General features: G+C 72.7%; 13 protein-coding genes. 8 read left to right on the top strand and 5 right to left on the bottom strand.

Translation table 11 applies throughout. The annotated features are described in order from the left end of the window. Positions 1 to 86: 86 nt before the first annotated feature. On the top strand, positions 87 to 527 hold the full coding sequence (locus tag ABT118_RS08850) for a TIGR03618 family F420-dependent PPOX class oxidoreductase (protein WP_350646038.1): 441 nt from the start codon (positions 87 to 89) through the stop codon (positions 525 to 527). A gap of 194 nt (positions 528 to 721) precedes the next feature. Here ABT118_RS08850 and ABT118_RS08845 read toward each other — a convergent pair whose 3' ends face one another. Together ABT118_RS08845 and ABT118_RS08840 are read right to left on the bottom strand one after the other, a co-directional pair. Next, positions 722 to 1,303, bottom strand: coding sequence for an SMI1/KNR4 family protein (locus tag ABT118_RS08845; RefSeq protein WP_350646037.1), 582 nt, complete (start codon positions 1,301 to 1,303; stop codon positions 722 to 724). Positions 1,304 to 1,450: 147 nt separating this feature from the next. Beyond that, positions 1,451 to 1,837, bottom strand: a complete 387-nt coding sequence (locus ABT118_RS08840; RefSeq protein WP_350646440.1) for an oxygenase MpaB family protein — start codon at positions 1,835 to 1,837, stop codon at positions 1,451 to 1,453. Between the two features lie 122 nt (positions 1,838 to 1,959). Between ABT118_RS08840 and ABT118_RS08835 the strand changes: the two genes are divergently transcribed. Then, positions 1,960 to 3,123, top strand: a complete 1,164-nt coding sequence (locus ABT118_RS08835; protein WP_350646036.1) for a lactate 2-monooxygenase — start codon at positions 1,960 to 1,962, stop codon at positions 3,121 to 3,123. A gap of 273 nt (positions 3,124 to 3,396) precedes the next feature. Next, on the top strand, positions 3,397 to 3,963 hold the full coding sequence (locus ABT118_RS08830) for a Uma2 family endonuclease (RefSeq protein ID WP_350646035.1): 567 nt from the start codon (positions 3,397 to 3,399) through the stop codon (positions 3,961 to 3,963). Positions 3,964 to 4,079: 116 nt separating this feature from the next. Here the strand turns inward: ABT118_RS08830 and ABT118_RS08825 are convergent, their stop codons facing one another. Then, positions 4,080 to 5,360, bottom strand: a complete 1,281-nt coding sequence (locus ABT118_RS08825) for a lipase family protein (protein ID WP_350646034.1) — start codon at positions 5,358 to 5,360, stop codon at positions 4,080 to 4,082. Between the two features lie 256 nt (positions 5,361 to 5,616). On the opposite strand from ABT118_RS08825, the gene ABT118_RS08820 reads away from it, so the two are divergent. From ABT118_RS08820 to ABT118_RS08810, 3 genes are all read left to right on the top strand, one after another. Beyond that, positions 5,617 to 6,891: a PucR family transcriptional regulator gene (locus ABT118_RS08820; RefSeq protein ID WP_350646033.1), complete on the top strand. Its 1,275-nt coding sequence runs from the start codon at positions 5,617 to 5,619 to the stop codon at positions 6,889 to 6,891. Positions 6,892 to 7,441: 550 nt separating this feature from the next. Next, positions 7,442 to 7,747, top strand: a complete 306-nt coding sequence (locus ABT118_RS08815; RefSeq protein WP_350646032.1) for a hypothetical protein — start codon at positions 7,442 to 7,444, stop codon at positions 7,745 to 7,747. 463 nt (positions 7,748 to 8,210) lie between these two features. Beyond that, the gene (locus ABT118_RS08810) at positions 8,211 to 9,224 is read left to right on the top strand and encodes a serine hydrolase domain-containing protein (RefSeq protein WP_350646031.1); all 1,014 of its coding nucleotides are present in this window, start codon (positions 8,211 to 8,213) and stop codon (positions 9,222 to 9,224) included. On the opposite strand, the gene ABT118_RS08805 is transcribed toward ABT118_RS08810, so the two are convergent. Continuing rightward, on the bottom strand, positions 9,209 to 9,640 hold the full coding sequence (locus ABT118_RS08805) for a nucleotide triphosphate diphosphatase NUDT15 (protein WP_350646410.1): 432 nt from the start codon (positions 9,638 to 9,640) through the stop codon (positions 9,209 to 9,211). The genes ABT118_RS08810 and ABT118_RS08805 overlap by 16 nt on opposite strands. Positions 9,641 to 9,662: 22 nt before the next feature. Further along, positions 9,663 to 11,144, bottom strand: a complete 1,482-nt coding sequence (locus ABT118_RS08800; RefSeq protein WP_350646030.1) for an SDR family NAD(P)-dependent oxidoreductase — start codon at positions 11,142 to 11,144, stop codon at positions 9,663 to 9,665. 179 nt (positions 11,145 to 11,323) lie between these two features. Here ABT118_RS08800 and ABT118_RS08795 point away from each other — a divergent pair, with 179 nt between their 5' ends. Together ABT118_RS08795 and ABT118_RS08790 are read left to right on the top strand one after the other, a co-directional pair. Beyond that, positions 11,324 to 12,067 (top strand): class I SAM-dependent methyltransferase, encoded by a 744-nt coding sequence (locus ABT118_RS08795; RefSeq protein ID WP_350646029.1) that lies wholly within the window; start codon positions 11,324 to 11,326, stop codon positions 12,065 to 12,067. A gap of 110 nt (positions 12,068 to 12,177) precedes the next feature. Then, positions 12,178 to 17,901: a DUF5979 domain-containing protein gene (locus tag ABT118_RS08790; protein WP_350646028.1), complete on the top strand. Its 5,724-nt coding sequence runs from the start codon at positions 12,178 to 12,180 to the stop codon at positions 17,899 to 17,901. The last annotated feature ends 287 nt before the right edge of the window (positions 17,902 to 18,188 follow it).

The raw sequence follows: 18,188 nt of genomic DNA, 5'->3' as shown, positions 1-18,188 counted from the left end.
GGCCAGGTCCATGAGTAGGAGGGCACCTCCTGCGAAAGCAAACCATGGCCGGTGTCCCGGTCCTTCGGAGTGGGTAACCACCTCGGGTGGCTGTGACATTCGACGAGGCCGTGCAGGCCCGGCTCCGAGCTCCCAACATCTGGTACGTCGGCACCGTGTTCGCGGACGGCGCCCCACAGGTCAGCCCGATGTGGGTGGACCTGGAAGGGGAGGGCGAGCTGATGTTCAACACTTCGGTGGGCCGGGTGAAGGAGGAGAACCTGCGGCGGGACCCGCGGGTCTACCTCTCGCACGCGGACTCCACCGATCCCTACGACCGGGTGCAGATCAGCGGCGTGGTGAGCTGCTTCATCACCGGGGACGAAGCGCGGGAACGGATGGACCGGCTGGCCCGCAAGTACCTGGGCAGCGAGCGCTACGAGTGGATGCTTCCGGGCGAGCAGCGGATCGCCGTGGTCGTCCGCCCGGTGAAGGTGCGTCACATCATCGGCGTGGAACGGTTCCGCCCGGGCGGCCCGGCGAGCTGAGACGGAAGCCGGTCAGCGGGGCCCGCCCGAGGCCCCGCCTCGCCGAGGCCCTCACCGGGAAGACCGTCACCGCACCCGCGCCAGGCTGAAACGCCTGGCCAAGCTCGACATCCTCATCCTCACCGAGGCCGACACCGGCAGCTGCTACCAGGAAGCGGTACCCGGCCGATTCTCGCGACCAGCAGCACTTCCGTTCAGATTGCCCAGGGGAGACCTGTAGAGGGGTCGAGGCCCTGGTCCATGAGGTCGTCGTATTCGCGCCAGTGGATGAACTGCATCGCTCCCTCGGTGAGGCCGGGGGCAGGGGTGCACCAGCGTCGCACGTAGGCGGCGAACCCGTCTTCGTGGACGGTGAAGGGGCCGCCGTCCTCGTAGAGTTCGGCGATGGGCCAGGCGTCACTGTCGTCGCCTGTCATCAGCCAGAACAGGTGGGTGCCCTCCTCTGTGAAACCCCACCGGAGCAACATATCGGCCCTTACTTCGACGGGCAGCCAACGGGAGTGGTACTCGGAGGCCTGTTCCCAGAAGAGTTCCGCCATGCTGACCACACTGGTGCCTCCGGGGGCGCGGTACGGCGACGGTATCCACAGCGAGTCTCCGCCGATCCCGCCGGCCCCGTAGGTCTCTATGAAGGCGATGTAGTCCGAGGGCAGCCGTATCCCGAGCCGCCGTTCGGCTTCTGCCACTTCGGCTGCATCAAGGGGGGCTCCTTCGCTGCTCTGTCTGCATGGCGCGAGCAGGCCTGACAGCGCGCGTACGCCGGGATGGCTGGACACGGAACCTCCGGTCGATCGGTGTGCTGACCAGCCTACGAGCCCGCTCGGACAGTGAGGACGGGGGCCAGAAGGGCTGGGACGGCCCGCAGGCCCAGACCATGATCCGGCCACCCGCCCGCGCCGGCAGCAGGTCGATCGAGGCGTTCGTCAGCATCCGGACGGCAGGACGCCCATGGCGGCTGCGGCCGAAACCGCGCAGCAGCCGCAGCACCTCCAGGGCAGGCGTGACCTTCGACTCGGGCCGGACCCGGGCCGGACCCGGGCCGGACAGGCCGCAGCCTCGGCGCGGGAACGGGGAATGCCGGTGGCGCCCAGCAGTTCGGCGACGCGCGCCGACGCGGCGTAGTACCGGTCGCACCCGGCGGCGGTCAACGGCGTCGAGAAGAGGTGGTGATACCCGGTCAGGAAGCAGTGCACCGCGGCGACGTGCGCCCAGGTGAGCAGCTCCGGATCGTCGTCCGCCCCGCGTCTCCCCGAGCCGTCACAGTACCGCTGCCCGCCTCCGCCGGGCCGGGGCCCGCCATCCCCGGGCAGGGGCCGGCCGCCGGCCCGCTACCCGTCCGGCGCCGCTCGGGATACCTTCGCCACCCGGACCCCTGCCGGGCACGCCGGGCAGCGGTCGCCGCCGACCCACCAGCAGGAAGGAACTCCGGACGATGAGCCCGCAGTTCGGCGACTACCAGTACGAGATCTACCTCAACGGGCTCGCCGGTGTGCTGCCGACGATGCCGATGGCCTTCGCCGAACTGGAGGCCCGGGCCGCGTCGGCGTTGGCGCCCTCAGTGCTCTCCTACGTGGCGGGCGGGGCGGGTGACGAGTCCACCCAGCGGGCGAACGCCGCCGCCTTCGGCCGGTGGGGTCTGGTGCCCCGGATGATGGTCGGGGCGACCCGACGGGACCTGTCCGTCGACCTGTTCGGCCTCCGGCTGCCCTCGCCGCTGTTCATGGCGCCGGTGGGCGTGATCGGCCTGTGCGCCCAGGACGGCCACGGGGATCTCGCCACCGCGAGGGCCGCCGCCCGGACCGGCGTGCCGATGGTCGCCTCCACCCTGTCCGTCGACCCGCTGGAGCAGGTGGCCGCCGAGTTCGGCGACACCCCCGGCTTCTTCCAGCTCTACACCCCCACCGACCGGGACCTGGCCGCGAGTCTGGTTCACCGCGCGGAGGCCGCCGGGTACAAGGCCATCGTGGTCACCCTGGACACCTGGGTCACCGGCTGGCGTCCGCGCGACCTCGCGGCGGGCAACTTCCCCCAACTGCGCGGCCACTGCCTGGCCAACTACACCTCCGACCCGGTCTTCCGCGCCCGCCTCGCCAAGTCCCCCGAGGAGGATCCGCAGGCCGCCGTCATGGAGTGGGTGGGCGTCTTCGGCAACCCGCTGACCTGGGACGACCTCCCCTGGCTGCGCTCGCTCACCGACCTGCCGATCGTCCTCAAGGGCATCTGCCACCCCGAGGACGTCCGCCGCGCCAGGGACGGCGGAGTGGACGGCATCTACTGCTCCAACCACGGTGGCCGCCAGGCGAACGGCGGCCTGCCCGCGCTCGACGCCCTGCCGGGTGTGGTCGAGGCCGCCGACGGCCTGCCCGTGCTCTTCGACTCCGGGGTGCGCTCCGGCAGCGATGTGGTCAAGGCCCTCGCCCTCGGCGCCACCGCCGTCGGCATCGGCCGCCCGTACGCCTACGGCCTGGCCCTGGAGGGCACGGCCGGCATCGTCCACGTCCTGCGCGCCCTGCTCGCCGAGAGCGACCTGATCATGGCCGTCGACGGCTACCCCACCCTCGCCGATCTCACCCGCGAGTCGCTGGTCCGCGTCTGAGACCCGGTCCGACGGCCGTTGACGCGAGGTGGCCGACACGGTCGGCCCAGGCGCGCCCGCGCACCCGCGCCCCAGCTCCGCACCGCCGCCCGGACCGGCACCCGGATCGTCCAACTACTCTGCCGCGCCGACCCATTGGAGACCACCTGACCCCGCCGGCCGGAGTCGGGACGGAAGGCCGGCCGGGACGAACCTACTCGCCCGATCGAGTGACGGACCCGGAGCCGGTACGGGTCCGTCACTCGATCGGGCGAGAGCGAAGGAGGTACGGCCGTGAGCTCAGCAGCCCACGCCCCCGGGGAGTACAGCGTCACCGACCCGGAGCGCGCCCTGAAGTACGCGATCCAGCACGTCGCCGGTGACCGCGCCGAGATCATCGAGGGAGTCATCACCCCCATCTCGCTGTCCTGGGCGCACGAGAACGCGGTCGACCTGGTGCGTGAGCAGATCGGCCCGCGGATGCGGGTGCTCGGCCTTCGGGCCGGCTCCGGGAACCTGGACCTCCCGGGCTCGGAGAACTGGTTCATCCCGGATCTCGCGGTGGTGCCGGCGGCGTTGGCGGCGAAGACCGAGGGAGCGCTCCTGCCCGACCAGACGCTGCTGGTGGTGGAGGTGACCTCACCGTCGAACGGGGACACCGACCGCACCGTGAGGCGACGCCGGTACGGCCAGTACGGCGCGCCGGTGTACCTGCTGGTGGACCGTCAGCAGCGCGAGTGCACGGTGTTCGCCGAGCCGAGCCGGCTGGGGTACGAGAGCGTGGACGGCCCGCACCCGTTCGGCGCCGCCGTGCGGCTTCCGGCCCCGTTCGACCTCGACCTGGACACCGCCGGCTTCTGAACCGGCGTCAGCGGTCGGGCCGGGGACACCTGGTGACCGGAGGGCGTTGCCGGGCGCGGGAAGGCCCCGCCGCGTGGGTCCGGGTGCGGTGGGGCCTCACGGTGCGCACCGGTGCATCAGGAGGTCGGGGCCGGCTGTTCCGGGGTGAGCGGGTTGCCTGCGGGGATGTGGCCGCAGTCGGTCGGCGCGGTCCGGCCCGCGAACCGGTCGTTGAGCCAGCCCAGGGCCTGGGGAGCCCAGACGACGGGGACGCCGACGTGGCTGAGCAGGTCGAACTGCTGGTACGCGATCCGGCTGTTGCCGGTGGCGCAGTACTGTCGGGCCAGGGCCCGGACGTCCCCGGCGACCATGACCCCGTCGCCGGTGCCGATACCGGCGGGGCTGCCGAAGGTGCCCTCCAGGACACCGCCGTTGCCCTGCGCGATGTAGCCGGGGACGGTCGGCGTGGGGGCCGAGCCGAGGTTGATCCGGTTCACCGCCGTGAGGAAGGCCGGTACCGAGTTCGGGTCGGCGTACTGCGGCTTCGCCATCTTCTTCCAGGTCAGTCCCGGATAGTGGCCCAGGGCATCGGCGATCGACCCGTGCTCCAACTGCTGGTACACCGACAGGCCGTAGTCGCTCAGGTAGGGCTTGAGGTCGATGCCGAAGGACCGGGAGACCCCGATGACCGCCATCGGGATGACACCGCTCCACACCAGCGAGCCGTCGACGTACTTGAGGTTGTGCGCCGGGTCCACCAGCAGGCCGCCCTCGGTGAAGCCGACCAGCTTGCTGTTGACCTCGGGGGCGTACGACGGTGCCAGGGCGGCCGCCCAGTTGGTCGCGATGGCGCCGCCGGAGTAGCCCATCAGGCCGAAGGAGGTGCCGGGGTTCATGCCGGTGGCCGCGGACCTGGTCGCGGCGCGGATGGAGTCCAGCGTGTTCGTCGCGTACTCCGGGCCGGCCGCGAAGTCGGCGCTCTGCCCCTCGGTGTCCGGGATGACGAGGTTGTAGCCCTGCGCCAGGAGCGGCACCAGGAAGAGGGCCTCGGCGTTCGGGATCAGGCCGCCGAGGCTGAGGTCGCCGGCGACCGCCCGGGACGGGCCGTGCTCGGGGTCGAGGGAGTCGTAGAAGGACTGGTACGACACCGCCTTGCTGCCGTCGCCGGTCAGGCTCCGCACCACGGTGGTCACGTTGGCGGCCGGGCGGCCCTGGGCGTCGGTGGTGCGGTACAGCAGTTGGATCGCCTTGACCGGGGTGGGCAGGCCCAGCAGGTGGTACTGCAGGGTCCGGGTCTTCAGGACGGCGCCCGGTGCGAGGGAGGCCAGCGGCACGCTGCCGTCGTAGGTGTAGAACGAGTCGCTCGCGGCGGCGGCCGACGGTGCGGCGGCTGCGGCGGGGCCTGCCGTGGCGGCCATGGCCATGACCGCGGTGACGGCGATGGCGAGTAGCCGAGACGTGCTCTTGCGCGCAAGCAAGGCGGTCCTCCGGTACGTGTGGGGGTGTGGGTGGGGGCGTGCGGGTCCGGTGGACGGTGCGGTCGGGAGGTGCGCACCTCTGGTGGTCCGACCGGCGAGCGTGTTACCAACTGGTAAGTAACGTCCCGGAAAACATGATGCCTGCGGCACGGCACCGTGTCCCCGGGCCGGACAACAGAGAATCGCGAGGTGGATTGTGACGTCATCCAACACGGTGGAACGCCCCTCGACACCGCGACTCGGCGGCGTACCCGTCCACGAGCACCTCAAGGCCGCCGCCGTGGCCCTGGCCCCCGCGGTGATGGCCCGGCTCGTCGAGCGTCTGCCCGCCTACGGGGCACTCCCCTCCGAGCAGCTGCGCGGCGAGATCACCCGGGAGGTGGACCGCGGCATCCGCGCCTTCACCGAGGTGCTGCGCAGCGGTGAGCTGCCCGGAGCGGACGAACTGGCGCGGATCAGCGAGTCCTCGGCCCGGCGCGCGGACGAGGGCGTACCGCTGGAAGCTGTCGTCGGGGCCTACCACTTCGGAGCGCAGGAGTGCGCGGCCCGGGTCCTCGTGGCCGCCGAACCCGGCGACCTGCCGGACGTCCTGCTGGTCCAGCAGCGCCTACTGGACTACCTCCGTCTGGTGAGCTGCGCGGTCGCGGCCGGGTACGTCCAGGAGCGGCAGGCCGCGCTGGGCGACGAGCAGGTCGCCCGGCAGTCGCTGCTGTCCCGGCTGCTGGCGGGCGGCGACCCGCAGACCGCCGCCGACCGGGCCGGTCTCCAACTGCCGCCCTGCTACCTGGTCCTGGGCATCACCATGGGACCGCACCCGGACGAACTGCTGCTCGGCGTGAACCACGCCGTCGCCGCCCGCCGCAAACTCCGCCGCCTGCGCAACGAACTGCAGCGCCAGACCACGGGCGTGCCGCTGTCGGTGCTGTCCGGGAACGGCGGGCTGGTGCTGATCCCCTCCGACACCCCACCCGCCGACTTCGCCGGCGCCGACCGGGACCGGCTCTCCCGGCTGGTCGAACACCTCGGCCGGGCCTGCGGCGCCGAGTTGCTGGTGGCGGCGGCCGCCGCCGCACCGGGTGGCGTCGCGGACGCCGCCCGACTGGTCGGCGAGCTACGGGAGGTGGCGCCGGCGTCCGGCCGCGGCCCCGGGCTGTACCTCCTCGACGACCTCCTGCTGGAGTACCAGCTGAGCCGCCCGAGCGCGGCCAGGGACCGCCTCGCCGCTCTGCTCACCCCGCTGGCCCGGCGCCCCGAACTCCTCGACACCCTGCGGGCGTTCCTCGCCTGCGGTCTCGACCGCCGCCAGGCCGCGGCCCGGCTTCAGGTCCACCCCAACACGGTCGACTACCGCCTGCGCAGAGCCACCGAGCTCACCGGCCTCGACGCCGCCCGGGGCGCCGACCAACTGACCCTGCGCGCCGCCCTCGCCACCCACGACACCACCCGCCACGGCAGCCCGGACCCCGGCTGACGGCGGGTCCGCCTGCGGCACGTACCTCGGGACCGAGGCTCGGAGCCGATCGCGGTTGGCGGCCGCCCGGTCGGTGATACCGGAGGCGACCACCTTGAGGGTCACATCCCACCCGCGGGACAGGGCCTCGTTGACCATGGCGCGTCCGACGAATCTGAACCCGCCCGCCGCCGAACGGACTTCCCGGCCCGAGTCGCAGCTCACCCGACAACGCCCTCGGACTACGCGCCCTGCTTGGGGATGCCCGGGTACCACGCGGTCCAGCCGTCCCAGGGGGTGATGGTCCGGGACCGGGTCACGTTGCTGCGTCTGCACTGCCGAGCAGCATCGCGGCAACCGATCGTGGGACGCCTCCCCGAGACCAGGCCCGGCCCGAGTCCCCGGCAGGCATGACGCCGAGTCAGAGCCGCCGGCTCTCAGGCGCCGACGACCTGAACGCCTGAGCGGCTCCGAAGGCGTCCTGCTCCCGGATCGCTTCGGCACCTTGCGCGATCGGTTCCTGGAGACCGGTGCACAGTCCACTGCCGGTGTCGGCGGGTAGCCTGCTGGTATGTCCGTCAACATCGATCTCCACTTCACCGTCTCGCAGCTCGCCGACTCGGCGCAGGCCGAAGCCGTCGCCGTGTCCATTGGCGACCTGCTGCGCGACGAGGGCTTCGAGGGCCAGATCGGCTACGGCGCGGTCTGCGACAACGGCGTCCACTACGTCTCGGGTGAGACGAAGTTCCCGATCAGCATCAGCGGGTTCGGCCGCTGGCAGCCGTACTTCGAGACCTCCTTCGCCTCCGCCGTCGCCGAGGTCGCTCCGGCCGCCGAGACCGACATCGAGTGGGGCTACCCGGACGACGCGTACTGAGCACCCCCCCGCGTCGGGCTTGAGGACTCGCGCGGCGCGGAGCTCCTGTCGGGTCGGCCGACAGCGGTGAGCGTCACCAGGGTCGCAGGTCGGGGCCGTCACACCGGCGGCCGGCTCGGCGCAGCAGTGCTCCTCGACCGGCCCACCGTCAGCCGTCCGTCCGGTGCCTCCAACCGGCCTGGGAACAGGACAAACTGACGCGCGGTCCATCATCTCGGGCCCTGATCGAAAACCGGGGATCAGGGCCAACCTGGAGTAACGCACCGCTGGTGACCGGGGCGGGGGAGCCCGACCGGGCCGCTCCGGCGGAGCGTCACGGAGAGGGGCCGCGTGCGCGGTGACGCCGCTGACGGGCCGACAAATCCCAAACAGGACAATCGAAATGTCAGTCGGTGCGCGGGTCACACCCGCCAGCAGCCCCACCACGTCCGTCATCACTGTCAGTGCAACTAGGCTGCTCGGTATGGTGGATCTTGGCGGGGCGGCGCAGCGGACGGCGGACCAACTGGCCGAAGGGCGGGCCGGGGTGGTGGTGGCCGCGCTGGCCGGGGGTGGGGCGGAGGTCCGTTCGGCGGGCGCGGTCGGCACCGACTCGGTGTTCGAACTCGGCTCGGTCAGCAAGGTGTTCACCTCGCTCGCGCTGGCCTGCCTGGTCACCGAGGGCCTGGTCGGGCTGGATGAACCGCTGGCCGAGCTGCTCCCGGAGGCGGCCGGCCTGCACCGGGGCGGCGAGGCGGTGACGCTGCGCCAACTCGCCCAGCACACCTCGGGGCTGTCCCGGCTGCCGCCCGGCATGCTGCTGCCCGCGCTGCTCCACCCCGGCCGCCCCGACCCGTACGCGCGGTTCACCGAGCCGGTGCTGCTCGGCACGCTGCGCCGGGTCCGGCTCGGTGCGGTGCCGGGCAAGCGGTTCCGCTACTCCAACCTCGGGGCCGGGCTGCTCGGTCTGGCGCTGTCCCGGCGGGCGGGCACCGACTACGAGCAGCTGATCGCCGCCCGGATCACCGGCCCGCTCGGCCTCACCGACACCGCCGTCGTCCCGGCCGACCCGGCCCGGCTGGTGCAGGGGCACGACCGGCGCGGCCGTCCCGTCCCGGGCTGGGACCTGGCCGCACTGGCGGGCGCGGGCGGCCTGCGCGGAACGGCGGCCGACCTGGTCACCTTCCTGCAGGCCCAATTCGCCCCGGAGCAAACCCCGTTGGCCGAGGCGATCGCGCTCAGCCGGACGCCCGAGCACCGGACCAACCCGTTCTCCTGGATCCACCTCGGCTGGATGGGCCTGCGCCTGCACCCCCGCCAGGGCGGGCAGCTCCAGCTCTGGCACAACGGCGGCACCGGCGGCTTCGCCTCGTTCCTCGGCTTCGCCCCGGAGTGCGGCACCGGCGTGGTCGTGCTCACCAACACCCAGCGCTCGGTGGACGGTTCGGGCGGCGCACTGCTGACCGGGCTGTCGGCGGCGGCTCAGCCGAGCGGGTAACGCCAGGTCCGGGCCGGGGCCCGGTAGTCGGGCAGCCAGCTGGCCAGCACCTGGGCCGAGGGGTAGAACATCGGCTCCGGCAGCGCGTCCACCGGCACCCGCTCCCAGCCCGCGCAGGCGTGCGGCTCGGTGACCAGCGCGGGCAGGTCGCACGGCGGGGCCAGCACGGCGGCGGTCAGCCGGGGCCGGCCGAGCTCGTGGTCGAGCAGGAGGGCCAGCACCCGCATCCGCCCGGCGGGCAGGACGATGCCGGTCTCCTCGGCCAGCTCCCGGGCGGCGGCCTGCTCGAACGACTCGCCCGGGTGGTCCAGTTTGCCGCCGGGCAGGCTCCAGCTGGGGGTCTCACCGGCCGTGATCCGACGGCCGAGCAGGACCCGGCCGTCGGTGCTCGGCACGATCACGCCGGCTCCCAGCATGCTGGCCACGGTGCGTCAACTCCTACCAGGGGGAGGGGGCGTAGTCCTTGAGGAAGCAGCCGTAGAGGTCCTCGCCCTCCTCGCCGCGCACGATCGGGTCGTAGACCCGGGCCGCGCCGTCGACCAGGTCGAGCGGGGCGTGGAAGCCCTCCTCGGCGAGCCGCATCTTGTCGGGGTGCGGGCGCTCGTCGGTGATCCAGCCGGTGTCGACGGCGGTCATCAGGATGCCGTCGGTCTCCAGCATCTCCTTGGCGCTGGTGCGGGTCAGCATGTTGAGCGCGGCCTTGGCCATGTTGGTGTGCGGGTGGCCCGCGCCCTTGTAGCCGCGGCTGAACTGGCCCTCCATGGCGGAGACGTTCACCACGTACTTGCGCCGTGCCTTGGCCGCCGCCATCGCCGGGCGCAGCTTGCTGACCAGGATGAACGGAGCGGTGGAGTTGCAGAGCTGGACTTCCAGCAGCTCGATCGGGTCGACCTCGCTGACGGTCTGCACCCAGCTGTTGGAGTCGTGCAGGTCGGGCACCAGGCCGCCGGCGTCGATCGCGGTGCCGGCCGCGATCCGCTCGACCGAGGCGGAGCCGCTGACCAGGGCCAGCGCGGTGACGTCCTCGGCACTGATCAGCTCGCGGTGGCCGCCCTGGCCGGGCAGGGCCGGGCGGTCGACGCTGCCGCTGCCGAAGCTGCCGATCACGGTGGAGCTGGGCAGCTCACCGGCGGGCAGCGGGGCGTTCTCGGCCAGCACCAGCTCGCGGTAGGCGGCGGGGGAGCGGCGGACGGTCTGGGCGGCGTTGTTGATCAGGATGTCCAGCGGGCCGTCGGCCGCGACCTCGTCGGCGAGCGCGACCACCTGGGCCGGGTCGCGCAGGTCGATGCCGACGATCTTCAGCCGGTGCAGCCAGTCGGCGCTGTCCGGCATCGCCTTGAAGCGGCGGATCGCGTCGTTGGGGAACCGGGTGGTGATGGTGGTGTGGGCGCCGTCGCGGAGCAGCCGGAGCGCGATGTACATCCCGATCTTGGCCCGGCCGCCGGTGAGCAGCGCCCGACGGCCCGTCAGGTCCGCGTGGGCGTCTCGGCGGCTCCGGTTGAGCTTGGCGCAGGAGGGGCAGAGCTGGTGGTAGAAGGCGTCCACCTCGACGTAGCGCTGCTTGCAGGTGTAGCAGGAGCGCGGGCGCTCGAGTATTCCGGCGATCTCGGTCGTGGTGGCGGTGGTGAGGCCGAAGGCCCCGGCCGTCTCGTCGTCGATCCGGCCGGGCGCACCGGTCGCGGTGGCGGCGGTCACGGCGCGGTCGTGCGCGGTCTTGCGGGCCCGCATCTCCTGGCGGCGGCGCTGCTTGAGGGTGCGGAACACCCCGCCGACCGCCTGCCGGACGGTGATCGCGTCCGGGTGGTCGACATCGAGCTGGTCCAGTTCGGCGAGCACGGCGAGGCAGAGCTCCAGCCGTGCGGGGTCGATGCCCGGGCCGTACTCGATCTGCTCTTCGGTGCCTTGGGTCTCGCCCGCCATTACCGCACTGCTTCCTCTGCCGCCCTACCTGGTTACCCAGGAACTCTACGGAGTGCGGAGCGGGTGGCCAAACCTCGACCGAGAAGTAATGCCTGCAAGCACCTTGCGCCGGTTACCCGAAGGCTCCTAGGATCGGTAATAGACGCAGCGCCGATCAGGCCATTACCGAGGGAGCGGCAATGAACAGCTGGAACGACTGGCAGCGCAGCTGGGACCTTCAGCAGCAGTGGTACCTGCCCGACCGCGAGGAGCGGTTCCGGGTGATGCTCGACCTGGTCGAGGCGGTCGCCGGGCCCGCACCCCGGGTGCTGGACCTGGCCTGCGGCACCGGCAGCATCAGCGGTCGGCTGTTCGCCCGGCTGCCGGAGGCGGTGAGCACCGGGGTCGACCTCGACCCCGCGCTGCTGGCGATCGCGGGCGGCCACTTCGCCGACGAGAGCAGGCTCACCCTGGTCACCGCCGACCTGCGCGACCCGGACTGGGCGGCCGCCCTTCCCGAGGGTCCGTACGACGCCGTGCTGACCGCCACCGCGCTGCACTGGCTGGCCACCGACGACCTGCTCCGGCTCTACGGCGACCTGGCCGGGCTGCTCCGGCCCGGCGGGCTCTTCCTCAATGCCGACCACACCCCCGAGGCCGGCATCCCGCTGCTGCGGGCGGCCGACGACGCGTTCCAGCAGCGGCGCCGGGAGCGCGAGAGCGCCGCGGGCATCCACGACTGGCAGGGCTGGTGGGCCGCCGCGGCGGCCGATCCGCTCCTCGCCGAGCCGGTGGCGGCCCGCTCGATGATCTACCGCGACCACAAGGACGGCGACGTCCACCCGGCCGACTGGCACACCGCCCGCCTGGTGGAGGCCGGCTTCCGCGAGGCCGGCGTCGCCTGGCGCTCCGTCAGCGACTCGCTGGTGGCGGCGGTGCGCTGACGGGCTGCCACTGCTCCGTCAGAGCGGCATTCCGGCGCTGCCTCGCCCCTGGTGATCATATCTGTACTTAGTGTGACTGACTGTCAGGTCGGTCTACGTACGGAGCGGTCGTGGGGTCTCTCATCGGTACGGGGCGGCGCCGGATGCCGTGGGCGGTCGCGGCCGTCCTGAGCCTGGCGGCCACCCTGCTGGGCGTGCCGCCCGCCGTGGCCGCCGGGCCGGTGATGTCGCTCGGCAAGGCGGTGGAGGGGGCGCCGAACCCGCTGGTGCCCGGATCGGCCTTCTCGTACAAGCTCACCCTCTCCTGCTCCTCGCTCAGCGTCTCCTGCGTGAACGCCCACATCGAGGACGTGCTGCCGGCCGAGTTCGACCTGACCTCGCTGCCGCCGACCACGCCGACCCAGCTGGTGACCTACGACCCGGCCACCCGCAAGCTGCGGATCGAGTTCCGCAGCCCGCTGGCCTCCCCGCCCAACCCGGCTGGATCGGTCGGCCTGCCCGCCGGGACCACGGCGGACGTCTCGATCGGCATGCGGGTCCCCGCCACCGGGCCGCTGGAGGACGGCGACTCGGTCACCAACACCGCGACGGCCGCCGCCGACAACGCCAGCCAGGTGATCGGCACCGTCACCCAGACCGTCACCATCCCCAAGCTGCTGGACGCCAAGGCCAGCAAGAACTGGCAGCCGGGCTCGGACGTGGCGCAGAGCGACGGCGTCTCCACCATCACCCTCGGCGCCGCCAACACCTCGGCCACCGTCGACGGCGTGAGCAGGCTGGACGTGCAGGACGACAGCGCCGCCCTGTACGAGAACTTCGACCTGGTCTCGGTCGGCCCGGTCTCCCGGATGCCCGCCGGGGCGGACCGGGTCACCGTGCTGGTGTGCACCAAACCGCCGGGCAACAGGTGCGCGGAGAACGAGTGGGTGCGCGGCACCGCGACCGCGGGCCCCGACCTCACCCTGCCCGCCGGGGTGACGGCCGGTCAGGTCACCGGTGTGCGCTACGAGTTCACCAACTCGACCGGTACCACGCTGCCGTACGACCCGGTCGGCGGCACCGTGCCGATGCAGGTGAAGCTGCGCCGCACCGAGCGCACCAGCGGCGCCCAGATCAGCCCGGCCGCCCGGAAGACGGTGCGCAACTGCGCCGACTCGGCGGTCAAGGACGCGGCCAGCAAGTACACCATCATCGGCATCCCCGCCTGCTCCGACCACGACATCCTGCCCAACCTCGCCACCGTCGACCTGGACAAGCTGTTCTTCCCGGACGGCCGGGGCGACTTCACCCAGAACGGCACCGTGGTCCGGGGCGAGAAGTCCGGCGCCACCGCGCAGCTGAACGCCACCAACAGCTCGCCGTTCGCGGTCTCCTCGCTGACCATCACCGAGCCGTCCGACTCGGCGGCGACCGAGTTCGAGAAGTTCGACGCCGACAAGCTGAAGGTCGACTTCCCGCCCGGTGCCACCACGGCCCGGCTCACCGTCACCTGCCGGGACGGCTCCACCCCGGCGCCGGTGGACCTCACCAACCCGCCCGCCTCGCAGATCCGGGCGGGCACCGGCTGCCCGGCGGGCAGCCCGCCGAAGCGGATCTCGATCACCTACCGGGGCGAGCAGGGCGGCGCCGGCACCATCCAGCCCGGCGCGGTCGGCAAGCTCTCGGTGCACGGCACCCTCAACGACAAGGTCACCGCCCAGGACGTCACCGACGGCGTGCAGGACTGCGCGGACGCCTCCGCCGCCAACCCGTCCAACGGCTCCGGCTCGGCCGCCGTGACCGACTGCGCCGCGCTCAAGGTGCAGGAGCGCACCCCCGAGGGCAACGGCTTCAAGTCCTCGTCCTGGACCGAGATCCCGCCCGGCCAGGACCTGACCTTCAGCCTCGGCTACAGCAACACCGGCAACGTCACGCAGCCCAACGTCCGGGTCACCGACCCGGCCGACCCGTCGGCCGCCGGGAACCCGTTCGACCAGCTGGAGATCGTCGCGGTCTCCACCGACGGCAACCCGCGCACCCTGCACCTCGGCCTGGAGCTCTACGACCCGGGCGTCAAGGCGTGGGTGGCGTACGTGCCGCCGGACAGCGCCCTGCTCGCCCGGGCGAAGGGCGTGCGGCTGACCGAGCCGGACGGCATCCCGCCGAACGGCTTCATGCGGGCCACCGTGACCGTCCGGCTCCGGCCCGGTGTCACCTCCGGCACCCTGACCAACTGCGCCGCCGTCACCGTCAACGGCGGGTCGACCGGCAGCCCGAGCTGCTCGCCCGCCGTCGAGGTCAAGCCCGCCAAGGCCGCCGCCTCGCTGCAGAAGACGCTGGCCCCCGGCACCGTGCTGCGCCCGGTCACCGGCATCACCCCGCAGGACGTCACGCTCCGGCTGACCACCCTCAACAGCGGGAACGTCGGCCTGAAGCGACTGATCGTCACCGACACCGACCCCGACTTCTTCGACGCGGTCACGGTGACCGCCCTGTCCGGGGTCACCTTCCCCAACGGCGCGGACCGGGTGCAGGTGGACGTGTGCACCACCGGCTGCCGGGCGAACCCGCCGGTCTTCGTCAACGGCACCCCGACCGGTGACACCAAGCCCGGCTTCCCGGCCGGCGTGGACCCGGCCGAGATCCAGGGCGTCCGGGTCACCTTCACCAACTCGGCCGGCGGGTACGGCATCCTGCCCGCCACCGCACCGCCGACCTGGGGCGACTGCCCCGGCAGCAGCGTCTGCCTGGTGGTCAGGCCGCGCAGCGGGCTGCGCTCCGCCCCGGGCACCCCGATCCCCGACCTGCTGGAGGACACCGCGAGCGCGGCGGGCGAGAGCACCCTGCAGCCGCCGGGCGGCACCTTCCCGATCCCGGACAGCACCGCCTCGCTGGCCGTGGTGGAGGGCAGCAACCGGATCCGGGTGGAGAAGGAGCCGGCCAGTACGGTGCTCAGCCCGGGCTCGGTCGCCCCGTTCAACCTGCACGTCAAGAACACCGGGACGGCGCCCGTGCCCGACCTGGTGGTGGTGGACGAGGTCCCGGCCGGGCTGCGCTTCGACGACAGCTTCCAGGGCGACAACGGCCTGCCGTACACCCTGCGGTACGTCCAGATGCCGGGCACGCCGCAGCCGGTGAAGGTGAGCTTCGAGCCGGTCCGGGACGCGGACGGACGGATCGTCAAACTGGTCTGGCGCTTCCCCGGCTGGACGCTCTACCCCAACAGCGAGGTCACCGTCGGCTACCAGGTGAAGCTGAACGGCGGTGTGGCGGCCGGGACCACCATCACCAACGTCTTCGGCGCTGGGTCGGACACCGTCCCCAAGGTGAACTGCGACCCGAGCTCGCCCCGGCTGGGCACCGCGGTGGACGACCCGCGCTACGGGACCGGCACCTTCTGCACCTCCTCGGCCCAGGTCACCTCGCGCTCCGGCGTCTCCTTCGACGCCGCCAAGTGGGTCACCGGGGACCGCTCGCTCGGCTACCAGGACGCCAACACCGGCGCCCCGATCCCGGCCGGTGACCCGCGCTGCCCCGAACTCACCTCCGGCGGGACGGTGTTCACCCGCTACCCGTGCGTGGCGCTGACCCGGCCCGGCCAGAACTTCTCCTTCCTGATCCGGGTCGAGAACACCGGCACCGAGCCCGCCCGCTCGCTGCAGCTGCTCGACGTCTTCCCGGCGCCCAAGGACACCGGCGTGCTGCTCGGCGACGAGCCCCGGGGCACCGAGTGGGACAGCATCCCGACCCTGACCGGGCCGGTGGTGTTCACCGGCCCCGGCACGGCCGACCTCGCCTACACCCGCACCGGCAACCCGTGCGGGCGGAAGGTCGGCACCCCCAAGCGCGCCTGCAAGGACGCCTCCTGGGGTACCGACACCACCCGGGCCACCGCCTTCGAGACCGACGTCGCCTTCCCGTCCGGGCTGGCGCCGGGTGCGGCGGTCACCTTCAGGATCCCCTTCCAGGCACCTGCGGACCTGACCGTGCCCGGCTTCCCCTCGGTCGCCTGGAACTCCTTCGCCCACACCGAGACCGTCAAGGTCGGCGGCACCACCACCGTGCTGCCGGTGACCGAGCCGCCGAAGGCCGGGATCGGGCTGGTCTTCGGCAACGTCCGGCTGCTGAAGCGGGTGCTCGACCCGCCGGCCGGGGTCGCCATCGGCCCGTTCATGCTGGCGTACTCCTGCCTGCTCACCACCGCCGCCGGGGACAACGTCGAAGTCCGGGCCGGTACGGCGCAGTTCAGCCCCGACAGGCCGTTCGCGCTGGGCGGTGTCCCGGTCGGTGCGGTCTGCCGGTTCTGGGAGACCGACTCGGCCGGGGCGCAGAGCGACCACCAGGGCGAGGCCAACGCCGTCGTGGTCACCGTCACCCGGGCCGCCGACGCCACCGTCTGGCAGCAGGAGGAGATCGGCAACCAGTACCCGCGCAAGGACCTGATGGTCGCCAAGCGGGTCACCGGCGAGGCGGCCGCCACGGTCGGCCAGGGGCCGTTCAAGGTGACGGTGGACTGCAGCTTCAACGGGACCAGGCTGCCCGGATTCCCGCAGGAGCTGGTCTTCACCGGTGACGGCTCACAGGCCGTCAGCGGGCTGCCGCAGGGCAGCCGGTGCCTGATCGACGAGACCGACCAGGGCGGCGCCACCCGGGTCCGGTACGAGCTGTCCGACTCCGACCGGGTCGACGTGGACGGCCCGCCCGCCGACCCGGGCGCTCCGGGCCCCAAGGAGGCCACGGCGACCGTCATCGTCACCAACGAGTTCGCGGTCGGCTCCCTGGTGGTCCGCAAGAAGGTCAGCGGTGCGGGCGCCGCGTTGGCGAAGGGGCCGTTCCGGTTCGCGGTCTCCTGCGACTTCAACGGGCGGGCCGCCGTGGTCACCCGGGAGCTCGAACTCACCGGCCCCGACCGGCTCTCCGGGCAGCTGGACGGCCTGCCGGTGGGCGCGCTCTGCACCGTCACGGAGACCGCGAACGGCGGTGCCGACGTGCCGGCCGACCCGGTCCGCAGCGTGCTGGTCAAGGAGGGCGTGACCGACCTGGCGACCGCCGAACTGGTCAACACCTTCCACGCCGGGCGGATCACCCTGGCCAAGCAGCTGACCGGCCCGCTGGCCGGGGCCGGGTACCTGCGGGACGCCGCTTTCCAACTGCACGTGATCTGCCGCCGGGACGGCAAGGACGTCCTGAACCGCACCGTCACCGTCCAGCCGGGCCGTCCGGTCGTGCTGCCCGAGCTGCTGCTCACCGGCACCCGCTGCTGGGCCGGTGAACTGGCCAGCGGGGCGAGCTCGGTGACGGTCTCGCACCCGGACGAACAGCACGCCGCCGAGGTCACCGCCGCGGCCGTCGACCTCACCGTGACGGCCGCCAACGAGTACCGTCCGGCCCCGCTGGTGCTGCTCAAGCAGGCCACCGGGCCCGGCGCGGAGCTGGTGGCGGACCGGGAGTTCACGGTCGAGCTCAGCTGCCGGCTGGTCACCGCGCCCGGCGCCGAGCCGATCGTGCTGGTGGACCGGCGGCCGTACCGGCTCCGGCCCGGGCAGCCCAGGACGGTGGACGACCTGCCCGAGCCGCTGCCGGCCGGTGCCGCGTGCTGGCTGGCCGAACCCGACGGCGCGGGCGCCGAGTCGGTCACGGTCGACCACGGGGACCCGGCGCACGCCCTGCTGCTCGGCGGCACCGCCGGGGACCGGATCACCGTCACCAACACCTTCGGCCGGCCGCCGCAGCCGCCGGTGCCGCCGGTTCCGCCGCTGCCGGTGACCGGCAGCGACCCCCGGCGGCTGGCCCTCGGCGCCCTGGTCCTGCTGCTGCTCGGCCTCGGGGCCCGGGTGGTGAGCCGCCGCCGCTGAGCCGGTGCAGCCGGGCAGAACACCGCCGACGGACCGACGCTGACGGTCCGTCGGGTTTCTGCGAACCCGAAGGTAGTGGGTTGGGCAAGGGCAGGCAAAGGCTTTGGTGACGAACTATTAGGACTCTTGACAGACGGATGGTCTAGTCCAACTATGAGCGTTGTCCATCCGACCGGGATGCGCTGTGGGGGTGTGAATCCGGCCGGCGGGGCTTGCCCTGCCCATGTCCCGACCACCCCCTACCCGTACGGCGACCGTGCTTCCCTGCACCGCCGTGACCCGCCCCG

This window comes from Kitasatospora sp. NPDC002040 (assembly GCF_040296785.1).
In the GTDB taxonomy this organism is placed as follows: domain Bacteria; phylum Actinomycetota; class Actinomycetes; order Streptomycetales; family Streptomycetaceae; genus Kitasatospora.
The sequence above is the reverse complement of the archived record's forward strand: the minus strand, read 5'-3'. Positions and strand labels throughout refer to the sequence as shown.